Raw genomic sequence first — 25,182 nt, forward strand, 5'->3', positions numbered from 1 at the left:
TTTCAATAACTACTTAGCACTTTCATCTGGCTGGAAAATACCAAAGGTATTATTTTCAGTATCAACAAAATAACCTTGCCAACAGATGCCCGGAACTGCGAATTTTGGCAGCGCTACCTGACCACCTTCGGCTTTGATTACTTCCGCTACCTTATCAAAATCACTGACTTCAAAAGAGCACACGAAGGCATTGGTTCCACACTCTAGCGGAGGAAGCGGGGCGGGGCTTTGCATCAATCCTCCGCTAAGGTTGCTTCCTTCAATCCGCCAATAGTCGATAGGCAGCATATCCATTTTGGTAAATTTCCATCCTAAAGCTTTCTCATAAAAAGAAATCGCTCTGATTGGCTCGGTGGCTTGAATTTCGAAATAGATATTACTCATGTCTTAGCACTTCTCGGTAAATTCATTCTTCATAAATTTATCGATCTCATCTTCGCTAACGTCCCTTATATGGTGAGCGATTGACCAATGATGTCCGAATGGATCGATGAGCGCACCGTAGCGATCACCCCAGAAGGTATCTTCGGGCTCCATTCTAGCTTTGGCACCCGCATCAATAGCCTTTTTAAAAGCCACATCACAGTCTTCAACTTGACGATGGATGGTTACACAGCTTCCTCCTAGAGACTGAGGAGACAATGACTTACCATCTGGGTTGAACTCAGGAAAGTCATCGACCAGAAAGATAAAACCGCCATCTAGCTTCAAACATGCATGCATGACTTTTTTGCCATCTGGCGATGGAATTTTTTGTATTTCTTCTGCATTGAATGCTTTTTTATAGAACTCAATGGCTTCATTGCAAGGGCTGCATACAAGGTGTGCGATGGGTGCTTTGGGTTGATTATTGTTGTCACTCATAATTTACTCCTTTAATTAAAATCAATAGACCCTAAAGTTCGACGATAGGTTTGAATCCGCCCCAAAACATTCTCATCCCATCAAAGGGCATATTCTCAGGCTTCATATCGGCAAGACGTGGATCCTTCATAACTTTTTCATTGATTTCGTCACGAGCTTCGCGCGATTCATAAAGGATGTAAGAGAAAATAACGGTCTCGTTATCTTTAAGGTGGACACTTTGCGGGAAAGAAGTCACTTTGCCCGGTTGCACATCATCTGCAACAGCCTCGATGACCTTTAAGGCGCCATACTCTTTCCAGACGCTACCGGCCATTTTGGCCATTTCAATGTATTCATCAAGCTTGTCTTTTGGTACCGGTAGAACATATCCATCAATATAAAATGACATAATAAACTCCTTATTTATCTCTGGTGGGGAAGGGGGAGCGCCAGGCGGGAAGTTGCATAAGGTTGTTGTGCCAGCGCTGAATTTCAGGGAAATCATCAATTGGGATCTTTGCCTGCTCGGAATAGGGCAGCATGACGGCAAGAGAAAAGTCTGCTAGTGACAGGCTGTTGCCGACGACAAAATCTTTTCCGGCAAGGTGTGTGTTTAAAAGCTCGGCATGTTGCTTAAACTGTGGCTCAGCTTCGGCTAGCGCATCAGGATTAGGCTTGCCGATATTAAATTGTGGCTTAATGATATTTTCGTAATAGTAGACGCCTGCGCCAGGTAAGAAGCAGTCAAAGTCCCAGCTTATCCATCGTAATACTTCTACCTGTCTTTCATCATTGGGCCACAAGTCTGATTTGGCCTCACGTGCCAGGTGACACATGATGGCAACCGATTCCCAAAGATAGCCGTTACCGGTATCAAGCACAGGGACTTTGCCATTGGGATTCTTTGCCAGAAACTCTGGCTGCTTATGTTCAAGTTCGCCAAGGTTAACCCGAACAAATTCAACTGGGGATTTTAAATACTGTGCAACCGCACAGGTTTTGTAGCAATTTGCAGTTTCCGCATAATAAAGCTTCATTGTTACTCCTTATCGTTGTGTTTCGTCTCCATGTCTTTCTTAAGTTGATGCTGTACTTCCTGCCAGGCTGGAAATGCTTCTTTGAGTTTTTGAGAACCTGATGCAGTCAATCTCCATGCTTTAACCCGCTTATCTTCAGTTGGTGAAGGTTCAATCCAACCGTGTTTTGCCATCACAGCTGCTCCACGGGTCATGGTGGTTCGCTCAAGAACTAAAAAATCAGCCAGTTCTGTGGTCGATGTTGGCCCCTTTAACTTTAGGACAGCCAATACCGAAAACTGAGTGGCACGGAGACCGTGAGGTCTCAGCTTTTCTTCATAAAGCCTTGTGATGGCTCTGGCTTTACGCCGAGCCTCAAGACAGTAGCAGTCTTTTGCTTCAATAAATTCAGGTATCATCGTCATAATTAAGTGTATATGCACGTATTTGCCTATGTCAAGATTTATGCCAGTTTTTGCTGAAGAGTTCACGCAAGTTTGGATGACTGCACGGGACATAGAAAGATAGCGTTTTTAAATGTTGTCGTTATAATGGGCAGTCATATTTTTTACTATTTCGACATAATTATAAGGGTATTTCTTTGAGTTCTATTACTGTTGGCCAGAAGCGCGTTTTATCTGGAATGCGTCCTACCGGCCCTTTGCATTTGGGACATTACCACGGGGTTTTAAAAAATTGGGCACAAATGCAGCATGAGTATGAGTGCTTTTTTATGGTTGCCGATTGGCACGCTCTAACCACCAATTATGATGATACTGCGCGCATAGAAGAATATGTGTGGGATACGGTGTTGGATTGGTTGGCAGCAGGCATCAGCCCCACAGCAGCGACCATTTTTGTGCAATCTAAAGTTCCGGAACATGCTGAGTTACACTTATTATTGTCAATGGTGACGCCTTTGGGTTGGCTGGAACGTGTGCCGACCTACAAAGAGCAGCAAGAAAAGCTACAAAACAAAGACTTATCTACTTATGGCTTCCTCGGCTATCCATTGCTTCAGGCCGCTGATATTCTGGTCTACCGCGCTGGTAATGTGCCGGTCGGTGCTGATCAGGTGCCGCATGTTGAAATGACCCGTGAAGCGGCTCGTCGCTTTAATCATTTCTATGGTAAAGAGCCTGGGTTTGAAGAAAAAGTAACTGAAGCCATCAAGAAGATGGGTAAGAAAAACGCTAAGTTATACAATAGCTTGCGCAAAAAGTTCCAAGAAGAGGGCGAGCAGTCGGCCTTGGAAACGGCTCAGGCTTTAGTCGAATCGCAAGCTAACATCTCGATTAATGACCGAGAGCGTTTATACGGTTATTTGGATGGTGAAGGTAAGATTATTTTGCCAGAACCACAGGCGCTATTAACGCCTGTGTCCAAAATGCCAGGTCTGGATGGTCAAAAAATGTCGAAGTCTTATGGCAATGCCATTGCGATGCGCGAACCTCGCGAATCAGTGGAAAAGAAAATTAAGACTATGCCGACTGATCCAGCGCGTGTACGTCGTACTGACCCAGGTACTCCAGAAAAATGTCCGGTATGGGAATTCCACAAGATTTACTCTTCAGACGAAGTTAAAGATTGGGTGCAAAAAGGGTGTACAACAGCCGGAATTGGTTGTATTGATTGTAAAGGCCCAGTGATTGATTCTGTCTGTGCCGAGCAACAGATTTTTGTTGAACGCGCCAAGGAATACCAGGAAAGTCCTGAAATCGTACGTAATATTGTGTCTGAAGGTTCTGAGCGTGCGCGTGATGTGGCCCGAGAAACGATGGATGATGTGCGCCAGGCGATGGGTTTGTCCTATAAATAGTCTAACTAATTTGAGTACTTGAGAAATTGATATGAGCGAACCAACCAGCGAACAGCTTTCGGATGCCAAAGAGCATTCAGCAGAAGCAGGGCATCTTCAGGAAGAAATGCCTTTTGCGCTGATTGATGGTGAGCAAATGGCGGACTTTCCCAAGGATCTTTATATTCCGCCCGATGCACTCGAAGTATTTTTAGAAGCTTTCGAAGGCCCGCTTGATTTATTGCTTTATCTTATTAAGCGCCAGAACGTCGATATTCTTAATATTCCCATTGCTCATATTACCGAGCAGTATATGGAATATGTTGAGTTGATGAAGGTTCTGCATCTTGAGCTGGCAGCTGAATATCTGGTGATGGCTGCTATGCTGGCTGAAATCAAAAGTCGAGTTCTTTTGCCTCGCCCAAAAGATGCGGAGGAGGATGAAGACGATCCTAGAGCCGATTTAATTCGTCGTTTACAAGAGTATGAGCAGTTTAAGCAAGCCGCTGAAGATATTGACGAGTTACCACGGATGGGACGTGATAACTATGCGGTCAGTGCTAAAAAGCCAGAATTAAATATTGTCAGACCTGATCCCGATGTGGACATGAAAGAGCTTTTATTAGCTTTGCGTGATGTTTTGCGCCGTGCTGAGATGTTTACCAGTCACCATATTCAGTTTGAAGCCCTTTCGGTCAGAGAAAAAATGGGCTTTGTACTTGAGCGCTTATCGGCGCAGAGTTTCTGTGATTTCTCTCAGCTCTTTAATGTCGAAGAAGGGCGAATGGGTGTGGTGGTGACTTTCCTGGCGATTATGGAGCTGGCGAAAGAATCTCTATTAGAAATTATTCAAACCGAAGGTTACGGCCCCATTCACGTCAGAGCCAAAATCAGCTCTGGAGTAGAAGGGGAGGATGATTCGGTATCTGTTGAGGACAAGTTGGCTGATATTGAGCCAACGGTCGATTAATTGGATTGATTGGCAGTGAGTATGAATCAAGAAAAAATCGTTCGCATTATTGAGGCTTCACTTTTAGCTGCCGGTAGTACCTTGTCAAAAGATAGGATACTGGAGCTATTTGCTGAGGATGAAAATATTAAGCCAGAGCAAATTAAAACGGCTCTGGAACAATTAAAGCAGGAAGCGGAAGGCCGTGGTATTGAGCTGGTCGAAGTAGCCAGTGGTTTCCGTTATCAGGCACGCCAGGACTATGCTGAGTGGATTGCTCGTCTTTGGGAAGAGCGTCCAGCTCGCTATTCGCGTGCGCTCCTGGAAACCTTGTCATTGATAGCTTACCGCCAGCCTACTACACGAAGTGATATTGAGCAGGTTCGAGGTGTCAGTGTCAGTTCATCAATTGTTAAAACCCTGCTGGAGCGTGAGTGGATTCGGGTTGTTGGGCATCGTGATGTACCTGGAAAACCAGCGCTTTACGCTACCACTAAAGGTTTCCTGGATTACTTTAATCTGAAAAGTCTGGATGAGTTGCCTTCATTATCTGAGTTGCAAGATTTGGATAACTTGAACCCTGAGTTCAAGTTTGATGGCGATGATGAATCGGAGAAGGCATCTGAACATGCAAACGCAACAGAAGGGCTTGATGATAGCTCGTCTGAATCGGATATTGACGAACCAGATGCAAGCGCCCCAGAGAGTGCAGAGCCAGAAACTGTTGGGCATGAGACTATCGATCCAGAGACTATTGATCCTGATTCTGGCGAAGAAGGTTACGAAGGTATTGAGCAGGCTGATGAATCACTTGATTATGATAAACACCCAGAAGGGATTGAGACGCTAGAAGAGGATCAAACAGACTTTGACGGTACTGAACTGGATAGCACTGAGTTCGAAGACAATCATAATGATGACTTTGAAGATGAGAGCTCTGACACAGACTCGGAACAAAAAGCAAGTTATCCGATCCATTAATTAACCTAATTGATAATTGGATCTAGGTTTTTAATATTCCATAAAATTATAATAACCCCTGTTTTACAATCATTTTCATGAATGTAAGTGATGTTGTGAGTTAAGTCGGGGGAAGCATTGAATATTATAAACAGATTGCGCACTTTGGTTGACCATCGCCAGATTAGCGGCCTAGGTCATAGTGACGACTCTAATAGTCAGCAAGTATTAAAGCAGAGTGCTGACGGCAGTTTAACCGTTGAGCGTCGCACCAAACGCCGTCGCAGTGCCGCTCCCGGCAGTAAAATTCTGGTCATCGATGATTCCAAAACCATTCAAGTTGCTCTTCGTAAAATGCTTTTGCAAAACCATTATGACGTTCATCCTGCATTGGATGCCGAGAAAGGTTTAGAAGCTGCCTTTCGTGAAAAGCCCGACCTTATCTTTCTTGACATCGTTCTACCCGGCATGAATGGTTTTGCAGCACTACGCCAATTGCGTAAAGATCCGCGAACTCGTGATATCCCTGTAATAATGATCAGTGGAAACGTTCAGGCCACTGAAACATATTATGCAGAGCGTATCGGAGCTGATGATTTCATGCGGAAGCCATTTAATCGATTTGAAGTATTTAGACGAATAGACCGATTATTGGATGAAGACTGCGTGTTCAGACGCACAGGATTTAGAGCTAAAGCCGCTGTTTAAGTTTATAATTATTTTGATTTTCAAATTGTCATTCCCGCGAAGGCGGGAATCCATGTTATTTTAACGCATTCCTAATGCTCAAAGTTTCGCCACTTGGCGAGTTACTTTTCTTGCGTGGTCAAGAAAAGTAACCAAAAGAAGACCACCCCGATATTGAGGCCACACTTCGTGTGACTTCCTGCGCCACTCCCAAAATACTTAACGCACCAGAATTTACATCACATCCTTGTGCTGAAAATTCTTATCAAAATCATCCACGATTTTGATTGCTATATTTTGTACGTGTCTTAGCTCAATATAAAGGGGTAATTGGTGCTAAACGTCAGGCTTCTTAAGTTTATGGTTAGGCCATAACCACCTTTTAAGAACAATTGTTTCCTGATATTCCTCGACTGATCCCTTTCTAGACCTTAAAATGCGGCTATATTCTTGAAGTGGTAACATCATGTCTGAAAAATTACAGAAAATTCTTGCTAATGCCGGTCTTGGTTCTCGTCGTGAAATCGAGAAATGGATTGAGGGCGGGCGTGTCAGTGTTAATGGCTCGATTGCTAAGCTCGGTGAGAGGGCGACTGATAAAGACACTATTCGTGTGGATGGCCGTATTATTAGCATCATATCTGCAGAAGAAACCTATACTCGTGTCCTAGCCTACAACAAGCCTTTGGGTGAGGTTTCGACTAAGAAAGACCCGGAAGGAAGGGCGACTGTATTTGATAATTTACCGAACACGAGTTTCGGTCGTTGGATCAGTATTGGTCGTTTGGATATTAACACTACCGGGCTTTTGCTGTTCACCAATAATGGTGAACTTGCACATCGCTTGATGCATCCATCTTATCAGGTCGAGCGCAAATATGCGGTGCGTGTGCATGGCGAAGTAACTCCTGAAATGATTAGCAATCTGACAAAGGGTGTCCTGATCGAAGGTGATACGTGCCAATTTACTTATGTACAGGATAAAGGTGGAGAAGGTGCGAATCATTGGTATGAAGTTGGTTTAGCCGAAGGCAAAAATCGTGAGGTTCGTAAGTTGTGGGAATCTCAAGGTGTTGAAGTATCACGTTTGATGCGCGTCCAATATGGCCCAATTAGTTTACCGACACGTTTGAGTCGTGGTCGATGGGTTGATTTGGAAGAACAAGAAATCAATGATTTGGCTAAATTAGTTGAACTGGAAGTCACTCCTCGCCGTGCTCGTCCCGAAGTTCAAAAACGTCAGAAAAAAAACATCTGGAAGAAGCGTTAATTTATTCCCTTCATAGTATCATCGGTTGGACTTGTATCAGAACGAGTTCAACCGCCATCAAATTGTCATAGAGTCCCCTAGTTTTAATATCTGTTAAAGGCTATTATTGAGTGGTTACAGCTTATTTAAACCACTCAAGGAAAGCTATGGGATCCGCTGCTGATAAATCATCTACTGTTACCGTAGACGATAAGCCACTAAAGTCGGCTTTGTCGATGGATGATTTAAATAAAATAAATTTAAACCATCCCGAATATTATCTTAATCGCGAATTGAGCCTACTGGCTTTTAATTGGCGGGTTTTGCAGCAAGCGCTAGATCAATCGATCCCATTGCTTGAGCGTATGCGTTTTATATTTATCTGCAGTAACAATCTTGATGAATTTTTTGAAGTGCGGGTTGCTGGATTGCGTCATAGTTTGGCTCGTGGCGAGTCTCGTTATGGCCTCAATGGACTCTCGACGGAAGAAGTACTGCGTCAGGTAAACGAGCAGGCTCACAAGCTGGTGGAAGAGCAGTACCGAATTTTTAATCAAGAATTATTACCACGACTTGCTGAAGAAGATATTCATTTCTTATCGCCCAAGCATTGGGATGACGAGCAATACAAATGGCTTAAGAAATATTTTAAGCAACAAGTTACCCCGGTTATCAGTCCGATTAGCCTTGATCTGACACATCCTTTTCCTCGGTTGGTTAATAAAAGTTTGCATTTTTTACTACATCTTCATGGCAATGATGCATTTGGTCGCGACCTTGAATTTGCTGTATTGCACATGCCGCGTTCATTACCTCGAATTATTGAACTGCCTGAAAAGATAGGTGGTAGTGATGGGCATAACTTTGTGTACTTGTCCGCGATCATTTCTGAATTTGCAGAAGACTTATTTCCGGGCATGGAAATTAGCGGCTGTTATCAGTTTCGATTAACTCGCGATAGCGACTTGTTGCTAGAGGAGAAGGGCATAGAAGATTTAGCCAGCGCGCTCAAGCGTGAATTGCAGTCGCGTAATTTTGGCGCTGCGGTACGTTTGGAAGTGGGGGAGTCCTGCCCAAACAAGATCGTCAACTTTCTGTTGCAAAAATGTAATTTAACTCCCGATGATTTATATCGTGTTAACGGGCCGGTTAATCTAAATCGATTAATTTCACTCCCCGATCTGGTGGAACGACCTGATTTAAAGTTCAACGGATTTACACCGAAAGTGCCGGATGATATTCAGCGTCGTGGTGTTTTTGACGTGGTATCAGAACGCGATGTACTTCTGCATCATCCTTATCAAAGTTTTCAACCCGTAATCGATTTTGTGCGCCAGGCAGCCAGTGATCCAGAAGTTTTGGCTATCAAGCAAACCCTTTATCGAACAGGCAGCCAGTCAGCGATTGTTGAGGCTTTAATAGAAGCCGCCCAATCAGGTAAAGAAGTGACTGCAGTAGTTGAGCTCCGCGCTCGCTTTGATGAGGCTTCCAATATTGAGTTGGCCCAGAAGTTGCAAGAAGCCGGAGTATTGGTGGTTTATGGTGTTGTAGGGTATAAAACTCACGCCAAAATGACGTTGATTGTGAAGCGAGATAAGAAGCACCTAACTCGTTTTGTTCATCTTGGTACAGGCAACTATCATGCAGGCAATGCACGGCTTTATACAGATTACAGTTTGTTAACCAGTGATCCTGAAATCTGTGAAGATGTACATAAAGTGTTTCAACAGTTAACGGGCATGGGCAAGGTATATCAACTTCATAAATTATGGCATGCGCCTTTTACATTACACGACAATATAATGAAGTCGATTCAGGCCGAAACTGAGCATGCTCTGGCATGGAAAAAAGCGGCAATTATCATTAAAGTAAATTCATTAACTGACCAGTCATTAATCGAAGCACTTTATAGAGCATCAATTGCTGGTGTTAAAATTAAATTGATTGTACGAGGTGTTTGCTGTTTAAGGCCTGGTATTGAGGGTGTATCAGACAATATAGAAGTTATTTCTATCATTGGTCGTTTTCTTGAGCACTCTCGGGTTTATTATTTCTATGGCGATGGTGCTGAGCATGTATATGCTGCCTCTGCAGACTGGATGGAGCGTAATCTCTATTATCGTGTTGAAACTTGCTTCCCGATTTTGGCTTCACCAGCAAAGCAACAAATGATCAAAGAATTAAAGCTGATGACATCAGAAAAAATTCAGAGTTGGCACTTGCACGCTGATGGCGATTATTACTTTAATCATGTTAAGAATAGCAAGAAACTACACGATCTGTTATTGGCCAAATTGTCTTGAAAGCTGATTATTTAGTGCCTTCTACAATCCAATCCAATTGAATCTTGTGATATTCAAGATAGGCTTTTTCTTTGTTTAGCTCAGCTAATAGTAACTGATGTTTGTAGGCCCATCGCTGTGGTATTCGGATGGTTAATTGATTGTGGTTAGAAGCTTCAAAAGTTAAGCCAGAGATATCATCTTGATCGCGCTTTATATTGAGCAAGATTGCGATGCGTAAAATTTGTGTAATTGCGAGCAGGGCATGGGCTGGATCATACTTATTATCAAATTGTTCTGGGTAGAGTTTCTTGCGTTGGTTCGCGATGATGGCAGCCAAGGACTCCTTTGTTTGCTGGCTGAAACCAGGCATGTCGCCATACTGTACAATATAAGCACTATGCAGACGCAATTTCGAGAAGCTAATTGATAAGCCTATCTCATGCAATAAGCAGGCCCAGTCTAAATAGTTTTTATAAATAGGATGGTTAATTTTCCAGGTGTCAGCAACCTGCTCGAAAATATGCTGAGCAGCACTTTTGACTTGGATGGCATAATCCTGATCTACATTAAAGCGACTCATAAGTGATAGCGCAGTATGATGTCGGTTATCATTGCCTTTTAACTCTTCAGCGAGCTCAATTAAAATTCCTTCACGCAATGAGCCATTGGCCACATACATCTTGTCGATGTTGAGCTCTTGAAACAGAGCAATCAGTATCGCCAGTCCCACCGCAAAAGTATTTTGACGGCTGAGCGATAAGCCACTAAAAGTAATTTTTTCCAGATGACCCATCTGGATCAATTGATCTTTAAGAAGTTGTAAATGACTTGGTCGAATGAAGCCTTCGTCAAAGCCTAGCTCAACTAATACTTTATAGACTGCTTCGATACTTCCAGAAGAGCCGAGACAGTGTTGCCAACTTGAAAAGAGGTAGCGCTTTTCGATACGTGATATTTCGGCAGCTGCGGTTAGAATCGCATTCTCGAAATATTTGTCGTTAATGTCACCATTGGGAAAATAACGTTGATAGGTGACACAACCGATCGATAAACTATCCAGGTTTATCGGCTCAAATTTATCACCTAATATAATTTCGGTACTACCACCACCGATGTCTACTACCAAGGCAGTTTCAATATCGGGATGGTTATGTGACACCCCTTCATAAATTAATCGGGCTTCCTCTTTGCCGGGTAAAATCTCGATGGGGTTATTTAGTATGATTTCTGCGGGCTCAACAAATTCTTTAGCATTTTTAGCTTCGCGCAAAGTGTAGGTCGCGACAACTTTGGTGTATTTAGCAGGGATATTTTTGATTCGCTCCTGAAACAGTTTCAGGCAGTTCAAACCGCGCTCAATGGCATCTTGCGAAAGAATATCATTGTCATCAAGACCACTGGCAAGCTGAACTTTTTCTTTAAGGCGACCAATAACACGGAATGAATGGCCATCGTATTCTGCGATGGCCAAGTGGAAGCTGTTTGAGCCTAAATCGATTGCAGCATATTGAATTGGCTGTGCCTGCTCTGCCGCTTCAAACTGCTCCTTGATAGCATCCTCTGTTAATCCCGTGAAATTCAAATTAATGGTTCCTTGTGAATTACTTTATAAAATCTCTGGCATTGATTGCCTGACCAGTTTTGGGGCATGCCTCGCGATCCATTAGCCACAAATAAGCTGGCATCAGATCCGCTGGAGTGGGTAGTGTGTTTGGGTCTTCTCCAGGATAGGCATTGGCCCGCATTTTTGTGCGGGTTGCTCCAGGGTTGATACTGTTCACGCGAATGTTGGCACTTTCCAATTCATCCGCCAACACTTGCATCAAGCCTTCAGTTGCGAATTTAGATACTGCATAAGCTCCCCAATAGGCGCGACCTTGACGGCCTACTCCGGAAGAGGTGAATAGAATGGATGCATCGTCGGATTTGCGTAGCAATGGCATGCAGTATTTGGTTAATAAGAATTCTGCATTAACATTAATCTGCATGACTCGAAACCAGGTTTCTTCGTCAAAATGTTCAATCGGAGAAAGTAAGCCGAGATCACCTGCGTTATGCACTAAAGCATCAAGACGGCCGAATTCTTTTTCGATAACGTCAGCAACTTGCTGATATTGCTGTGGATCATTATTTTGTAGATTGACGGGCAGGAAAGCAGGTTGTGGGTAGCCAGCTGCTTCAATTTCATCGTAAACCTTCTCCAGCTTGCGCGTGTCGCGGGATAGGAGAATCACCGTTGCACCATGTTTGGCATAGGTCATGGCAATTTCTTTGCCAATGCCAGAAGTTGAGCCAGTGACTAAAATCACTTTATTCTTTAATAAATCGGGTGTGGCTTGATAATCTTGCATGGAAGCTTCTTACAATAGATTGGTTCAAGGAATTCAGGTATTCTACCTTACTTGAAGATTAACGAATAGTCCGCAGTGACTGGCGAAAATAAGGCTTAACGCATTATGGCAAAACGAATCGCTTTAGTTGAAGACGAACCCATTTTACAGCAGAACTACAGCATGGCTTTGAAAAAAGCTGGGTATGAAGTCATGATTTATGGCACAAAAAAAGAGGCTACAACTGCGTTCAGCACGCGCCTGCCAGATTTAGTCTTGCTGGATATTGGGTTGGGAGATGATTCTGAGGCTGGTTTTGAAGTTTGTCGTAACTTGCGACAACTGTCGTCACAGCTGCCGATCATTTTTCTGACTGCGCTAGACAGTGACTTCGATATTATTTCTGGTTTGCGCCTGGGAGCTGACGATTATTTAACCAAAGACATCAGTATGCCGCATTTACTGGCGAGAATTTCTGCTTTGTTTCGCCGTTTAGACAGTATTAATTCTCCTGGATCGGGCAACAGTGTACAAACGGTTGGTGACCTGGAAATTGATAATGAGCGCTTGGCGCTGACCTGGAAAGGAGCGCCGGTTGATCTAACAGTGAGTGAGTTCTGGATTGTTAATGCTTTGGCCCAAAAACCGGGACACGTTAAAAATCGTGACCAATTGATGCAAGCGGTTAAGGCTGTAGTCGACGACAGTACAATCACTTCACACATAAAGCGCATTCGCCAGAAATTCCAACGCATTGATCATGAGTTCGATTCCATCGAGACCGTTTATGGTATGGGGTATCGCTGGAATCATCGCTAATGAATTCATTGTCTTTAACAAGCCGCCTGCTGCTGCTGAGTCTGTTATTTGTTTTGATTCCGCTTATCAGCTGGTTGTTATTGGCAAAATTTGAGAAAGATATCGAGCGAAATGCTTTGGACCAGAGCAAAGAGCAGGCTCAAATTCTTGGTGGCTTTGTCAATCAGCTATTGCAAACTGATAGAACACTGAAGCAACAATTCCTCAATACTACTCAGCAAAAGCAATTCCCAATCGCACTCAAGGAAACAGCACTGTTGATCGATGGTTTTTCCGATGAGTGGTATCCCTACCAATCAGCCACTACCAGAATTCGTAATTTTGGCCAAGATGCCAAGTTGACGGTGATAGAAGATAAAGACTTTGTATACGGATTGTTTGAGGTAGAAGATAACTCTATCGTTTATCGAAAACGCCTCGATCTCACTGACTTATCCGATAAAATCACTTTAGTGCTTGGTTCCTACCAAATGCAATTTATGCCTATGGCTCCCGGTAAAGTACCGGCGCTGCGACAAACCGCTGACGGCTATCGGGAGGTCACGCCAATATATGCAGTATGGCAAGAGCGCACCGAAGGTTACCAGCTGGAATTTCGGGTGCCACAGAGCCTGGTGGGCAAGACCATTTCCGCTGAAATTACCGATATAGATCGTGCGCAAAGCGGAGTGGCTTTGCAGGGGATCTATTCTTTTACTGATTTTGAATCGCTAAGCTTGCACAGTAGGCTGCAAAGCGGTGTGTTAAGCTTGCTTGAGCCTGAGTTATATCGACTGACTTTGACCAATAATCAAGGTGAAGTTTTATATCAATTTGGACAATTGCATACCAATATTCGAGCTAATTGGCGCAATCGAATCTGGTCCTCGGCAATCGAAGAAGGTACCAGCGATAGCTTACTGGGGAAAAAGAGCATATCGAGTATTAACCTGGATTTGGCGCTGACTGGACGTACTCAGAGCGAATTAGTTAACGAGCCCCAACTATCTGCCTTCTCGCGTGTTTATAAGCCGCTTTATAGTAACCAGCAAGTCGTTGGCGCTATGATCCTTGAGTCTTCGCCTGTTAATGAAAAACTACTGCTACGCGACTTTTGGTTACGTTTTTTGCTGTTATTGGGACTTATCTGGGGCATATTCATCTGGTGGGTGGTGAAGCAAAGCCGTCGCTATAGTCAGCGCATTATGGAGCTTAGGGATTTAACTGAGGGGTCAATCAGCGAAGAAGGACAGATACGTTATGTGATTGATATGGATGAAGAGTATGATGATGAGGTTTCCGATCTGACTAATAGTTTTTCGCTTTTGACTAACCGTCTCAAGCAATATCACGACTATCAGGAGAAGTTGGCTTCCCGACTAAATCATGAGTTGAGAACACCGATCGCCATCATTCGAAGCTCACTAGACAATATTAATCGTGAAAGTTTATCGGCGGATGAGTTGCAGCTGATTGACAATGCACAGTCTGGGGCGGTGCGAATGAGTCAGACCATTAGCCGATTGAGTGAAGCCAATAGGCTCGAACAGGCCATTCGAAGTGCTGACAAGGAGCCTTTTGACATGATTCCTGTTTTGCAAGACTTGATTGTAGCTTATAGAACCAATTGGGCGGACCATGCATTCGAATTAATTCTTGGTGTGGAGGAGGCGCGGGTTCTCGGTTCCAAAGATCTGTTTGTCCAGATGCTGGATAAGTTGATTTCAAATGCGGTAGACTTTGATGATAAGTCAAAACCTATAAAGATTTCGCTGCGGCGTAAAGATCGACAGCTGGTGTTAAGTGTTAGCAATGCTGGCCCTAATATTGCTAAGAAAAACCTGCATGATGTGTTCAGTTTGATGCATTCAAGCCGCAAGCACAGTAATCAGCATTTAGGTTTAGGGTTATATGTTGCAAGACTGATAGCCAGTTTTCATGGCGCTAAGGTGAATGCTGAAAATGAGGTTGAAGTATCGGGAGTCTCCATCAATATTGTCTGGAGAAATAAACATTTTACCGCATCTCCTTAAGGTATTATGATGGGGATGAGGGTAGGTTATGGAATTTGAATCTATTAAGGCCAATCATTTAACGTCAATTCAACAACTTGCAGTGAGTATCGCCAAAGCCGATGACTTACAAGGCATGCTTGATCGTATTGTGGAGCATATATTCTCACAACTTGAGAGTTTTGATTGCGCACTATTTTTATATGAAGCTAGCCACCAGGACCTTATTTGCTATTCCTACCGTAAGCAAGGGATCAGTGAAAAAGAATCTTTCAAACTCAAACCCGTCAAACTTGGTTCAGGCATTATCGGCTATACAGCTAAAAATCGACAGACCATGCGCGTTGATGATACTGATCAAAGTAAAGTATTCGTTCAGGATTTACAAAAAAATTATTCCGAGCTGTGCGTTCCTATTGTGTTGAATGATGAGTTGATTGGGGTGATCGATATGGAGCACCCCGATAAGGCCTTTTTTACCAAGCAGGATGCGCGTTATGTCGAAACTATTGCTTCAATGGTTGCTTACCTTATTAAACAATACCAATCCAGCGAAAAGCTGAACCTAACCATTGAAAAATTAAAGTTCGATGAGAAAAAACTGCGCGATAAAGAAATTTTTTATCGAAATCTTATGGAACAAGCCAGTGATAGTATTTTCATCCATGATCAGGCGGGACGTTTCTTGGATGTGAATCAGCAGGCAGTTCTTAGTTTAGGTTACTCGCGTGAACAACTTTTGCAGATGCGAGTGAAAGACATCGATATAAACAGTGGGCAAAACATCACCAGCGGTACTGAGTTCTATAAAAGTTTACGGCCAGGTGAGCCGATCATTGTTGAGTGCAAACATCAACGAAAAGATGGCAGCGTTTTTCCTGTAGAGGTCAAAGTAGGACTGTTAAGCGATGATAATATTATTGCAGTAGCGCGTGATGTTTCAAAGCGCCAGAAAGTAATGGATGAGCTCGATACATCAAAGAGATTCATGCAGGATATTATCAATACCTCTCCGGATGTGATTTATGTGTTTGATTTTGAAAAAGGTTTGATCATCGATGGGGCGGATCGCTTTGCACGCTACCTTGGATATGGCGGTGATGAGTTTGAAAGTTGGGATTCAGTATTAAAAATCATCCACCCAGACGACTCTGATATTCTAAAAGAACGTGGTGCTAAAATTATGAACTCTAACTCTGATGAAGTCATCAAGTCAGAGGGGCGTTTTAAGAACGCCAAGGGTGAATGGGTTTGGTTAAAGAATCATTGCAAAATAGTAAAGAGAACCAGTCAGGGTGAGCCTTTAATTGAAGTTGGGACTATCAGCGATATCACGCATCGTAAAGTGATGGAGCGGGAACTCATTAACAAAGAAGAGTATTATCGGGCTCTGGTTGAAAATGCATTTGATGGCATAGTTCTTTACGATGAGAAGGGCCGCGTCCAATTCCTGTCTAAAAGTGTTGAAAAACTATTAGGCTATAAGGCTGAAGATGTAACCAATAAAACCGGTATAGACTTTATTTTCCCTAGCGATTTAGAACTGGTTCGCAAGGCATGGCACTGGGCTATGGCGCATCCCAATCAAATTTATCGAATTCCTGACTATCGCTTGGTAAAGAAAGATGGTGGTCTCATCTGGGTTGAAAATACCTTAATCAACCTACTGGATGACCCTGTAGTGAGTGGTATTATCAGTAATTTCAGAGATATCAGTCATAAGAAAAGTGCAGAGCAATCAATTTATAAAATCTCTAACTATGATGCCTTAACTGAGTTACCCAATAGACACTTCTTGCGCCAGCAAATTGAGCGGCAAATTAAACGCTACCAAAAAGAGCCTCAATCAATCAGCTTGGTTTACTTTGATATTGTTCAGTTAAATGGCATTAACAATGCAATGGGGCACTGGGTAGGTGATCAAGTTTTGCACTATGTTGCTAGAGTCATTCGTGAAAATTTGGACGAGTTCGATCTTATTGCTCGCTCGGGTAATGATGAATTTGCGGTAGTACTAACTGAGCAGGAGCCCTTTGAAGTATCACAGCTTGTCGAGCGAATATTGTCTTCTTTTGAAAATATCATTCGTATTGGTGAATTGGATTTAAAAGTATCCATTAGAGCGGGTATCGCTCGCTTTCCTGAAGATGCAGATAGTGCAGAGGATCTATTAAGCCGCGCAGAAATCGCGGTGGGGCGGGTTAAGAATCTCAGTACCCAATATACCTTCTTTCAGCCACAAGACAGCGAAAGTATAAGTTATAGAATTAACTTGGAGCGTGAGTTAGTACAAGCCATTGATGATCAGTCTTTGGAGTTGTTTTATCAGCCTAAGGTATGTCTAAGAACCGGTGTTATTGAATCAGTAGAAGCTTTGCTACGTTGGAATCATCCAGAAAGTGGTTATATTTCCCCTCAGACGATCGTTAATATTGCCGAAGCTAATAGCTTGATCTATAAGTTGACCAGCTGGGTGGTAGATAACGCGATTAAGCAGATTAAAGATTGGTCAGAAAAGGGATTGAACACACGAATTGCTGTTAATTTATCTGCTCGTGACATTCAACGCGCTGGCTTTGAAGCTGATATTCGGCAGTCGCTGGAAAAATACCAGGTCGATAGTACTTTACTTGACATTGAAATTACTGAGAGTGCTGCAATGGCTGACATGGAGCATTCAGTGCAAACGCTACGACAGCTTTCAGATTTAGGCATCGGTATTAGCTTGGACGATTTTGGCACTGGTTATTCATCAATTAGTTACTTGGCGAGTTTGCCTGTTGATTTAGTAAAAATCGATCAGACTTTTATTCAGGGTTTAAAGCAAGCATCCGAGCAGGCTGTAAAAGATAATCAGCTTATTATAAAAAATATTATTCGTCTGGCGGAGAGTTTTAAATTAGTTTCTTTAGTTGAAGGTATTGAAACTGTAGAGCAGTGCCGCTTGCTGCAAAAATATAATTGTGACTTAGGACAGGGATTTTTATTCAGTAGGCCGAAATCAGCAAAAGACATAGAGCCACTTTTGCGCAAAGGTTACATTGATATGGAGATGTTTAAAATCGCTAAACCTAGTGTTAACGATTAAGAAGCAGGGCTTTCAGATCTGTTGATTCTTTCGCAGTAGCATCCGCAAGCCATTCAAGAAGATTATCTTCCGGTTGAATATAACCATATTCAGCAATTACGGTTTTCATTCCAGCGGCACGGCCCGCAGCGATATCACGCCAGGCATCACCAACATACACCGATTGAACGGGTTTAACGCCAGCTTGCTGTGCAGCAGAGAAAAGTGGATTGGGGTGTGGCTTGGTCGGTTTGACGGTATCACCACAAACCAGCGCATTGCAAGAGCTGCGCAACTTCAAAGCTTCAAGTAGAGGTATAGTTAAAAACTCAGGTTTGTTGGTGGCAATCCCCCAGGCAATATTGGCTTTGTGCAACCCTTCGAGTAATTCTTGCAGGCCGTTAAAAAGCTCGGTGTGCACAGCGATATTATCAGCATAAATATTGAGATATTGCTTTCGAAACTCATCAAATTCTTTATGCTGCGGTTCTAAGCCAAATCCAATTCTTAACATGGCAGCAGCGCCATGCGAAACGTAGGGACGAACTTCGGAGAAAGGGAGTGGCTCTTTGCCATGGACTTCACGCTGTATATTTAAGGCTAAGGCCATGTCAGGCGCAGTATCCAACAAGGTACCATCTAAGTCGAAGAAAACTGCGCGCGGTTGAGTGCTCATTGATATGCTCAGTATTATTCAGGTCGAGTATGAACTAGATAGTTCACATCCACATTATGACTAAGCCAATACTTTTTAGTCAGCGGATTGTAATGCATACCAATAATACTCTGGAAAGGAAGTCCGGCAGGACGACTCCAGGCTTCTAGTTCCGATGGACGAATGAACTTCTTAAAGTCGTGCGTGCCTTTTGGTAGCATTTGTAAAAGATATTCGGCACCAACAATCGCAAACAGGAAGCTTTTTGGATTGCGATTAATGGTTGAGAAAAACACATGACCATCAGGCTTAACCAGCTTGCGACAGGCTTTTATAATGGAGGATGGGTCGGGAACATGTTCTAGCATTTCCAGGCACGTTACCACATCGAACTGCCCTGCATGTTGCTCTGCAAATTCCTCAGCTGTTATTTTTTGATAATCGATATCCAGTCCTGACTCAAGCATGTGCAGTTTGGCGACTTCGAGTGGCATGTCACCCATATCGATCCCGGTTGCCTGAGCACCTTCTTTGGCCATGGCTTCGGTTAAAATACCGCCACCACAACCAATGTCCAGCACCTTCTTTCCTTGCAAGCCATTCGCGTTGTCCAGAATAAATTGTAGACGTAGTGGGTTAATGTCGTGTAACGGTTTAAAATCACCTTCCTTATCCCACCAACGCGAAGCCATTTGTTCAAATTTGTTGATTTCGTGTTGATCAACGTTCGCTTGCTGTTCAGTTGTTTTACTCATGATTAGGCTTGACCTTGAATTGCGTTTTTCCAGTGATTGGCTCTTTGAATCACTTCATCAATATCGATTCCGACCAATTGCTGGTTATTAAGTTTAATATCACCATTAATCCACACATGGCTGACCTGTTCACGCCCCGCAGTATAAACGATTTGTGAGACCGGGTCATAAACCGGCTGCGACTCGATGGTGTTTAAGTTTATGGCCGTCAGGTCGGCGGCTTTGCCGATCTCAATGGAACCAATAGCGTCTTCCTGTCCTAGTGCTTTAGCGCCACCATAGGTTGCAGCATGCAGAATATCGTGCGCTGAGCAGGCCTGAGCTGATCCGGTAAAGACTTTGCCCAGCAAAGCAGCAGATTTCATCTCAGCGAGCATATTTAAGTCATTGTTGCTGGCGTTTCCATCGGTGCCGATCGCTATATTGACACCTGCAGTTATAAGCTCTTGTACTGGGCATATGCCGCTGGCGAGTTTCATATTTGACTGAGGACAGTGTGCAACAGATACGCCGTTTTGCATCAATAACTCTATTTCACCTCGTTGCAGCTGCGTCATATGGACAGCAATCAAGTTTGGAGTCATCAACCCAAGTTCCTGCAAACGCTTAATAGGGCGCTTTCCGGTGTTTTTTAAGCCTTCTTTTACTTCATGTGCCGTTTCATGAACATGCATGTGCACAGGAATACCCAGTTCGTTACTCAGGGTGGCGATTTTCTTGAGCGGTTCGTCAGAAACTGTGTAGGGTGCATGGGGCGCAAAAGCGAACTGAATCATCTCGTGATGCTTGTAATCATCACGCAGCTGCAGGCCTTTTTTAAGGTAGTCCTCAGGACCATTACCCCAGACCGATGGGAAGTCAAACATCAGCATGCCTACCGTTGCGCGCATTCCCAATGTGTGAGCAACCTTTGCGGTCATATTGGGTTGGAAGTACATATCATTAAAAGTCGTCGTACCGCAGCGAATCATTTCAGCAATCGCCAACTTGAGCCCATCTTCACAGAACTCATCGCTGACCCATTCGCGCTCTGCTGGCCAGATGTGATTTTCCAGCCAAATCATCAGTGGCAAGTCATCGGCCAAACCTTTGAACAAACTCATGGCTGCGTGTGTGTGGATATTGACTAAACCGGGGATGAGGGCGTGATCGTTCAGCTGAAAATGATGGTCGGTTTGGTATTTTGAGAGTACCTCAGGGGTTGGCATTAGCTCAAGAATGACGCCTTTGTCGACCACAACAGAATAATCGTTGAGAACCTTGTTCGATTTTTGACCATCGCCACTGACAGGAATAACCCATTTGGCGCTAATGATTTGTTCAACAGTTTGACTCACAGTCAGCTCTACAATATTTCAATGACTTAGGGTTGATGATTATACCTAACAAGTGGCAAAAGCTCACCTTTTAGTCAGTTTGTTTCATGCAGAGTGAATAGCACGTCAAAGTCCAGCCATGACGGGGCTTTTAGCTGGATATTTAGCGGAATAAAATTAGCTTGAAAGAGGGCGTTGTGTTACAATTTTGCGCTTAAAAACATAAACCATACCGTTTGTGATAATTAATTATAACTATCAGATTTTAAAGGGTTTTTACAATGGGTGAACTTGCCAAAGAGATCCTCCCGATCAATATTGAAGATGAACTAAAAACTTCCTACCTTGATTATGCAATGAGTGTTATCGTCGGACGTGCTTTACCGGACGTCCGAGATGGTTTGAAACCGGTTCACCGCCGTGTTTTATACGCCATGAACGTGCTTGGAAATGATTATAATAAAGCTTATAAAAAATCCGCTCGTGTAGTGGGTGACGTCATCGGTAAATATCACCCCCATGGTGATACCGCTGTTTACGACACTATCGTGCGTATGGCTCAGCCTTTCTCCTTACGTTATATGCTGGTCGATGGTCAGGGTAACTTCGGTTCGATTGACGGCGATTCAGCAGCTGCGATGCGTTATACCGAAGTCCGTATGGACAAATTGGCCCATCAGCTATTGGCCGATCTGGAAAAAGAAACCGTAGATTTCGAAGACAACTATGACGGCTCTGAATCAGAGCCCACGGTTCTTCCTACTCGTGTTCCTAACTTATTGATCAACGGTTCCTCTGGTATCGCTGTGGGTATGGCGACTAATATTCCACCTCATAACTTAACAGAAGTTATTGATGGTTGTTTGGCTTTGATCGATAACCCTGACATCACCATTCCTGAATTAATGGAATACATCAAAGGCCCTGATTTCCCAACTGCCGCTATCATCAATGGTCGTGCTGGCATCATAGATGCTTACCATACTGGGCGCGGTAAAATTTATCTACGCTCGCGTAGCCATGTCGAAACAGATGAAAAATCAGGCAAGCAATCGATCGTTGTCACTGAGTTGCCTTATCAGGTCAACAAAGCGCGTTTGATTGAAAAGATTGCTGAGCTGGTTAAAGATAAGAAGATAGAAGGTATTACCGGTCTGCGTGATGAGTCAGACAAAGACGGTATGCGTATGGTGATTGAATTGCGTAAAGGTGAAGTGCCTGAAGTGGTGCTTAATAACCTGTATGCGCAGTCTCAAATGCAGAATGTATTTGGCATTAACATGGTGGCTTTAGATAACAATCAGCCGCGCCTGTTTAACTTGAAAGATGCGATTGATGCTTTCGTCACGCACCGCCGTGAAGTAGTCACAAGACGTACCATTTTTGAATTACGTAAAGCGCGTGAAAAAGCTCACGTGTTGGAAGGTTTGGCAATTGCCTTAGCCAATATTGATGCAATCATTGAGCTGATTAAAGAGTCGCCGACTCCGAAGGAAGCGAAAGAAGGATTGATGGGCCGCGGCTGGGAACCTGGCCAGGTTAGCACCATGCTGGCGCGCGCAGGAACTGAAGCTTGTCGCCCAGAAGAGCTGGCTGCAGAGTTCGGTTTCCATGATGGCTTCTACAAACTTTCAGATGCGCAGGCGCAAGCCATTCTTGATTTGCGTTTACACAAGTTGACTGGTCTTGAGCACGACAAAATTCTAGGTGAATATAAAGACTTATTAGGTCTTATCGAAGAGTTGTTGCGCATTTTGATGAGCACTGAGCGTTTACTTGAAGTGATTCGCGAAGAGCTTGAAGAAGTTAGAGAAAACTTTGGTGATGAGCGTCGCTCAGAAATTCTTGATAGCAAATTAGATTTAACGATTGCTGACCTGATCACTGAAGAAGATGTAGTGGTGACTTTATCACACGAAGGCTATGTGAAATACCAGGCCTTGTCAGAATATAAAGCACAACGTCGCGGCGGTCGCGGCAAGTCTGCAACCAAGATGAAAGATGAAGATTTCATTGAAAAGTTATTGGTCGCTTCAACACACGATACGATTCTTTGTTTCTCCTCAACCGGTAAAGTTTATTGGTTGAAAGTGTTTGAATTACCGAATGCTGGTCGCGGCTCGCGTGGTAAGCCAATTGTTAACGTCTTACCATTGGAAAACGGTGAAAGAATTAACGCTATTTTACCTATTCGTGAGTTCTCGGAAGACAAGTTTGTCTTTATGGCAACCGCGAATGGTACCGTTAAGAAAACATCACTTGAACAATTCTCGCGTCCTCGTTCTAACGGCATTATTGCACTTACGATCGCTGATGATGATGAGTTGATCGGCGTAGTCGAAACCGATGGCAGCAACCACATCATGATGTTCAGTGATGCCGGTAAGGTCATTCGATTTGATGAAGCAAACGTGCGTGGCATGGGCCGTACAGCTCGTGGTGTTCGCGGTATGAAATTACCTGAAGGCGCTAAGGTCATTCAGATGATTGTTGCTGAAGAAGATGGTTCGGTTCTTACTGCAACTGAAAATGGTTATGGTAAACGTACTGCGATGGAAGACCATCCATTACGTGGTCGTGGTGGCCAAGGCGTGATCTCTATTCAGATGAGCGAGCGCAATGGCGCTGTTGTCAGTGCGGTTCCAGTCATTGATGGCGATGAAGTTATGCTAATCAGCAAAGGTGGGACCTTAATTCGAACAGGCGTTGATGATATTCGCATCATGGGTCGAAACACCCAAGGCGTTCGCTTAATCAAATTGGATGATGGTGAAACATTGGTCGGTCTGCAACGTATCGTTGAAATTGAAGATGATGAAGATGATGAAGATGAGCTTGAAGAAAGCGAAGTTGTTGAAACCTCCAACAATGAAGAATCGCTTGACGAAACTGATAGCCAAGAAGCAGGTGATGATGAGTAAGCTTTATCAGCTTACTCATATTTTGCCAAACTTTATATATAATAGAATTGAGATCTGAATAACGAAATGAATCGCGGTTATAATTTTAGCGCTGGCCCAGCCGCCATACCGACCGAAGTGCTTGAGCGAGCGCAAGAAGAGCTTTTAAACTGGAACGGGCAAGGGTGTTCAGTGATGGAGTTTGGGCACCGCACTCCTGAGTTTGGACAGCTCCTTGAGCAAACTGAAGCAGATCTTAGAAAACTACTTCATATACCAAATCACTACCGTGTATTATTTATGCACGGTAGTGCTTCTCACCAGTTCGCTATGGTGCCGATGAACTTCCTGGCTCCTGATGATACTGCCAATTATCTTGAGCAAGCTCATTGGTCAAAAAAAGCCATTCAAGAAGCTCAGAACTTTGGCAATATCCATGTTCAACAAGGTTTTCAGCAAACTGAAGAGGGGCTGGCAATTGTTCCTGAGTCGGACTGGCAACTGGATGAAGACGGAAAGTATCTACACTTCACTTCCAACGAAACCATTGTTGGAGTTCAGTTCAAAAAGGAACCTAAAGCCTTCGCTGGAAAGTTAGTGTGCGACATGTGTTCCGACATTTTGTCCCGCCCGATTGACATTGAACAGTACGCTTTAATTTATGCCGGCGCACAAAAAAATATTGGCCCATCAGGCATGACAGTGGTGATTGTTCGTGAAGATTTATTCGAACAAATGCAAACTCACCGTGTTCCATCGTTATTTCAATACCCATTGATGGCGCAGCATAAATCCTTGTTCAATACACCGCCAAGCTTTGGTATCTATCTCGCCAGTTTGGTGTTTGAGTGGTTGTTAGAGCGCGGTGGAGTTGAAACGATTGAACAATTGAATCAGCAAAAAGCTCAGCTACTATATGATGCGATTGATGCTTCCGATTTTTATCATTCTCCCGTTGCAAAAGACTCACGCTCGATGATGAATGTCGCCTTCACATTAAGTGATCCCAGCTTAGATAGCGCCTTTTTACTACAAGCAAAAGAACAAGGGCTTCTTGCCTTAAAAGGGCACCGTGATTTTGGTGGAATGCGAGCCAGTATCTACAACGCAATGCCATTAGAAGGAGCTCAGGCATTGGTAGATTTTATGAAGGAGTTTGAGCGTAGAGCTTAGTCGTGATCGGTACATATAGTAAATAAAAATGGCAGTCAAAGGACTGCCTTTTTTATACCTGCAGTTCAGGGTTAGCGTTGCTCTGGCGGTACATCAGCAAGCTGCTCTATAAGCTTGGAATGGGCTTCCTTACTAACGGGAGAGTAAACCTCTCTGTTTCCTGCGGGCTGGTGCTGCAATGATACATTTTCTAAGTAAGCTGTTTTAGGGCGTATTGGTCGGGGAACAAATCCGCCACCACAATTAGGGCAGACATTTTCTAATATGTTTTCAACGCAGTCTCGGCAGAAAGTGCACTCATAGGTGCAGATCATGGCGTCAGTTGAATCAGGCGGAAGAGACTTGCGGCAATTCTCACAGGTAGGTCTTAACTCCAGCACATATTA

The 25,182-nt window shown here is 43.6% G+C and carries 22 protein-coding genes; 11 read left to right on the top strand and 11 right to left on the bottom strand.

Annotated features, from left to right (window positions below):
• Window positions 1-9 precede the first annotated feature (9 nt).
• Genes KKOR_RS04380 through KKOR_RS04400 form a run of 5 tightly spaced genes read right to left on the bottom strand, consistent with a single transcriptional unit; the run spans window position 10 to window position 2,305 of the window.
• The gene (locus tag KKOR_RS04380; RefSeq protein ID WP_012800807.1) at window positions 10-384 is read right to left on the bottom strand and encodes a VOC family protein; all 375 of its coding nucleotides are present in this window, start codon (window positions 382-384) and stop codon (window positions 10-12) included.
• 3 nt (window positions 385-387) lie between these two features.
• Window positions 388-864 carry a VOC family protein gene (locus tag KKOR_RS04385; RefSeq protein ID WP_012800808.1) on the bottom strand — a complete coding sequence of 159 codons (477 nt, stop codon included), beginning with the start codon at window positions 862-864 and terminating at the stop codon, window positions 388-390.
• A 31-nt stretch (window positions 865-895) separates the two neighbouring features.
• Window positions 896-1,255: a DUF1428 domain-containing protein gene (locus tag KKOR_RS04390; RefSeq protein ID WP_012800809.1), complete on the bottom strand. Its 360-nt coding sequence runs from the start codon at window positions 1,253-1,255 to the stop codon at window positions 896-898.
• A gap of 10 nt (window positions 1,256-1,265) precedes the next feature.
• Window positions 1,266-1,883 (bottom strand): glutathione S-transferase family protein, encoded by a 618-nt coding sequence (locus tag KKOR_RS04395; protein ID WP_012800810.1) that lies wholly within the window; start codon window positions 1,881-1,883, stop codon window positions 1,266-1,268.
• Between the two features lie 2 nt (window positions 1,884-1,885).
• Window positions 1,886-2,305, bottom strand: a complete 420-nt coding sequence (locus KKOR_RS04400) for a MarR family winged helix-turn-helix transcriptional regulator (RefSeq protein ID WP_187287327.1) — start codon at window positions 2,303-2,305, stop codon at window positions 1,886-1,888.
• A 158-nt stretch (window positions 2,306-2,463) separates the two neighbouring features.
• On the opposite strand from KKOR_RS04400, the gene KKOR_RS04405 reads away from it, so the two are divergent.
• The 6 genes from KKOR_RS04405 (at window position 2,464) to ppk1 (ending at window position 9,808) form a co-directional block, all read left to right on the top strand.
• Window positions 2,464-3,681: a tryptophan--tRNA ligase gene (locus tag KKOR_RS04405; RefSeq protein ID WP_222831903.1), complete on the top strand. Its 1,218-nt coding sequence runs from the start codon at window positions 2,464-2,466 to the stop codon at window positions 3,679-3,681.
• A gap of 31 nt (window positions 3,682-3,712) precedes the next feature.
• The gene (locus tag KKOR_RS04410) at window positions 3,713-4,630 is read left to right on the top strand and encodes a segregation and condensation protein A (RefSeq protein WP_012800813.1); all 918 of its coding nucleotides are present in this window, start codon (window positions 3,713-3,715) and stop codon (window positions 4,628-4,630) included.
• 21 nt (window positions 4,631-4,651) lie between these two features.
• Complete coding sequence (gene scpB, locus KKOR_RS04415; RefSeq protein ID WP_012800814.1) at window positions 4,652-5,590, top strand: SMC-Scp complex subunit ScpB; 939 nt, start codon at window positions 4,652-4,654, stop codon at window positions 5,588-5,590.
• 117 nt (window positions 5,591-5,707) lie between these two features.
• Complete coding sequence (locus KKOR_RS04420; protein ID WP_012800815.1) at window positions 5,708-6,277, top strand: response regulator; 570 nt, start codon at window positions 5,708-5,710, stop codon at window positions 6,275-6,277.
• Between the two features lie 445 nt (window positions 6,278-6,722).
• Window positions 6,723-7,526 (top strand): 23S rRNA pseudouridine(2605) synthase RluB, encoded by an 804-nt coding sequence (gene rluB / locus KKOR_RS04425; RefSeq protein ID WP_012800816.1) that lies wholly within the window; start codon window positions 6,723-6,725, stop codon window positions 7,524-7,526.
• A 146-nt stretch (window positions 7,527-7,672) separates the two neighbouring features.
• Window positions 7,673-9,808, top strand: a complete 2,136-nt coding sequence (ppk1, locus tag KKOR_RS04430) for a polyphosphate kinase 1 (protein WP_012800817.1) — start codon at window positions 7,673-7,675, stop codon at window positions 9,806-9,808.
• A gap of 7 nt (window positions 9,809-9,815) precedes the next feature.
• On the opposite strand, the gene KKOR_RS04435 is transcribed toward ppk1, so the two are convergent.
• Window positions 9,816-11,372 carry a Ppx/GppA phosphatase family protein gene (locus KKOR_RS04435; protein ID WP_012800818.1) on the bottom strand — a complete coding sequence of 519 codons (1,557 nt, stop codon included), beginning with the start codon at window positions 11,370-11,372 and terminating at the stop codon, window positions 9,816-9,818.
• A gap of 19 nt (window positions 11,373-11,391) precedes the next feature.
• Window positions 11,392-12,141 (bottom strand): YciK family oxidoreductase, encoded by a 750-nt coding sequence (locus KKOR_RS04440; RefSeq protein WP_012800819.1) that lies wholly within the window; start codon window positions 12,139-12,141, stop codon window positions 11,392-11,394.
• Window positions 12,142-12,246: 105 nt separating this feature from the next.
• Here KKOR_RS04440 and pdsR point away from each other — a divergent pair, with 105 nt between their 5' ends.
• The 3 genes from pdsR to KKOR_RS04455 are packed head-to-tail and all read left to right on the top strand — an operon-like array spanning window position 12,247 to window position 18,018.
• Window positions 12,247-12,939 (top strand): proteobacterial dedicated sortase system response regulator, encoded by a 693-nt coding sequence (gene pdsR / locus KKOR_RS04445; RefSeq protein ID WP_012800820.1) that lies wholly within the window; start codon window positions 12,247-12,249, stop codon window positions 12,937-12,939.
• Complete coding sequence (locus KKOR_RS04450) at window positions 12,939-14,951, top strand: ATP-binding protein (RefSeq protein WP_012800821.1); 2,013 nt, start codon at window positions 12,939-12,941, stop codon at window positions 14,949-14,951. Before pdsR ends, KKOR_RS04450 begins: the two co-directional genes overlap by 1 nt.
• A 28-nt stretch (window positions 14,952-14,979) precedes the next feature.
• Window positions 14,980-18,018 carry an EAL domain-containing protein gene (locus KKOR_RS04455; protein ID WP_012800822.1) on the top strand — a complete coding sequence of 1,013 codons (3,039 nt, stop codon included), beginning with the start codon at window positions 14,980-14,982 and terminating at the stop codon, window positions 18,016-18,018.
• Here KKOR_RS04455 and KKOR_RS04460 read toward each other — a convergent pair.
• The 3 genes from KKOR_RS04460 to KKOR_RS04470 are packed head-to-tail and all read right to left on the bottom strand — an operon-like array spanning window position 18,008 to window position 20,744.
• Window positions 18,008-18,673, bottom strand: a complete 666-nt coding sequence (locus KKOR_RS04460; protein WP_012800823.1) for an HAD family hydrolase — start codon at window positions 18,671-18,673, stop codon at window positions 18,008-18,010. The two genes, KKOR_RS04455 and KKOR_RS04460, sit on opposite strands and share 11 nt — an antisense overlap.
• Before the next feature lie 14 nt (window positions 18,674-18,687).
• Window positions 18,688-19,407 carry a bifunctional 2-polyprenyl-6-hydroxyphenol methylase/3-demethylubiquinol 3-O-methyltransferase UbiG gene (ubiG, locus tag KKOR_RS04465; RefSeq protein ID WP_012800824.1) on the bottom strand — a complete coding sequence of 240 codons (720 nt, stop codon included), beginning with the start codon at window positions 19,405-19,407 and terminating at the stop codon, window positions 18,688-18,690.
• Window positions 19,408-19,409: 2 nt separating this feature from the next.
• Window positions 19,410-20,744: a TRZ/ATZ family hydrolase gene (locus KKOR_RS04470; RefSeq protein WP_012800825.1), complete on the bottom strand. Its 1,335-nt coding sequence runs from the start codon at window positions 20,742-20,744 to the stop codon at window positions 19,410-19,412.
• Window positions 20,745-21,004: 260 nt separating this feature from the next.
• On the opposite strand from KKOR_RS04470, the gene gyrA reads away from it, so the two are divergent.
• On the top strand, window positions 21,005-23,644 hold the full coding sequence (gyrA, locus tag KKOR_RS04475) for a DNA gyrase subunit A (RefSeq protein WP_012800826.1): 2,640 nt from the start codon (window positions 21,005-21,007) through the stop codon (window positions 23,642-23,644).
• Window positions 23,645-23,710: 66 nt separating this feature from the next.
• Window positions 23,711-24,796 (top strand): 3-phosphoserine/phosphohydroxythreonine transaminase, encoded by a 1,086-nt coding sequence (gene serC, locus KKOR_RS04480; protein ID WP_012800827.1) that lies wholly within the window; start codon window positions 23,711-23,713, stop codon window positions 24,794-24,796.
• A gap of 71 nt (window positions 24,797-24,867) precedes the next feature.
• Here serC and KKOR_RS13765 read toward each other — a convergent pair whose 3' ends face one another.
• Entirely contained in the window at window positions 24,868-25,176 is a 309-nt protein-coding gene (locus tag KKOR_RS13765; RefSeq protein ID WP_012800828.1) for a DUF1272 domain-containing protein, read from the bottom strand.
• Window positions 25,177-25,182 lie beyond the last annotated feature (6 nt).

The sequence above is a fragment of the Kangiella koreensis DSM 16069 genome, from assembly GCF_000024085.1.
Taxonomy (GTDB): domain Bacteria; phylum Pseudomonadota; class Gammaproteobacteria; order Enterobacterales; family Kangiellaceae; genus Kangiella; species Kangiella koreensis.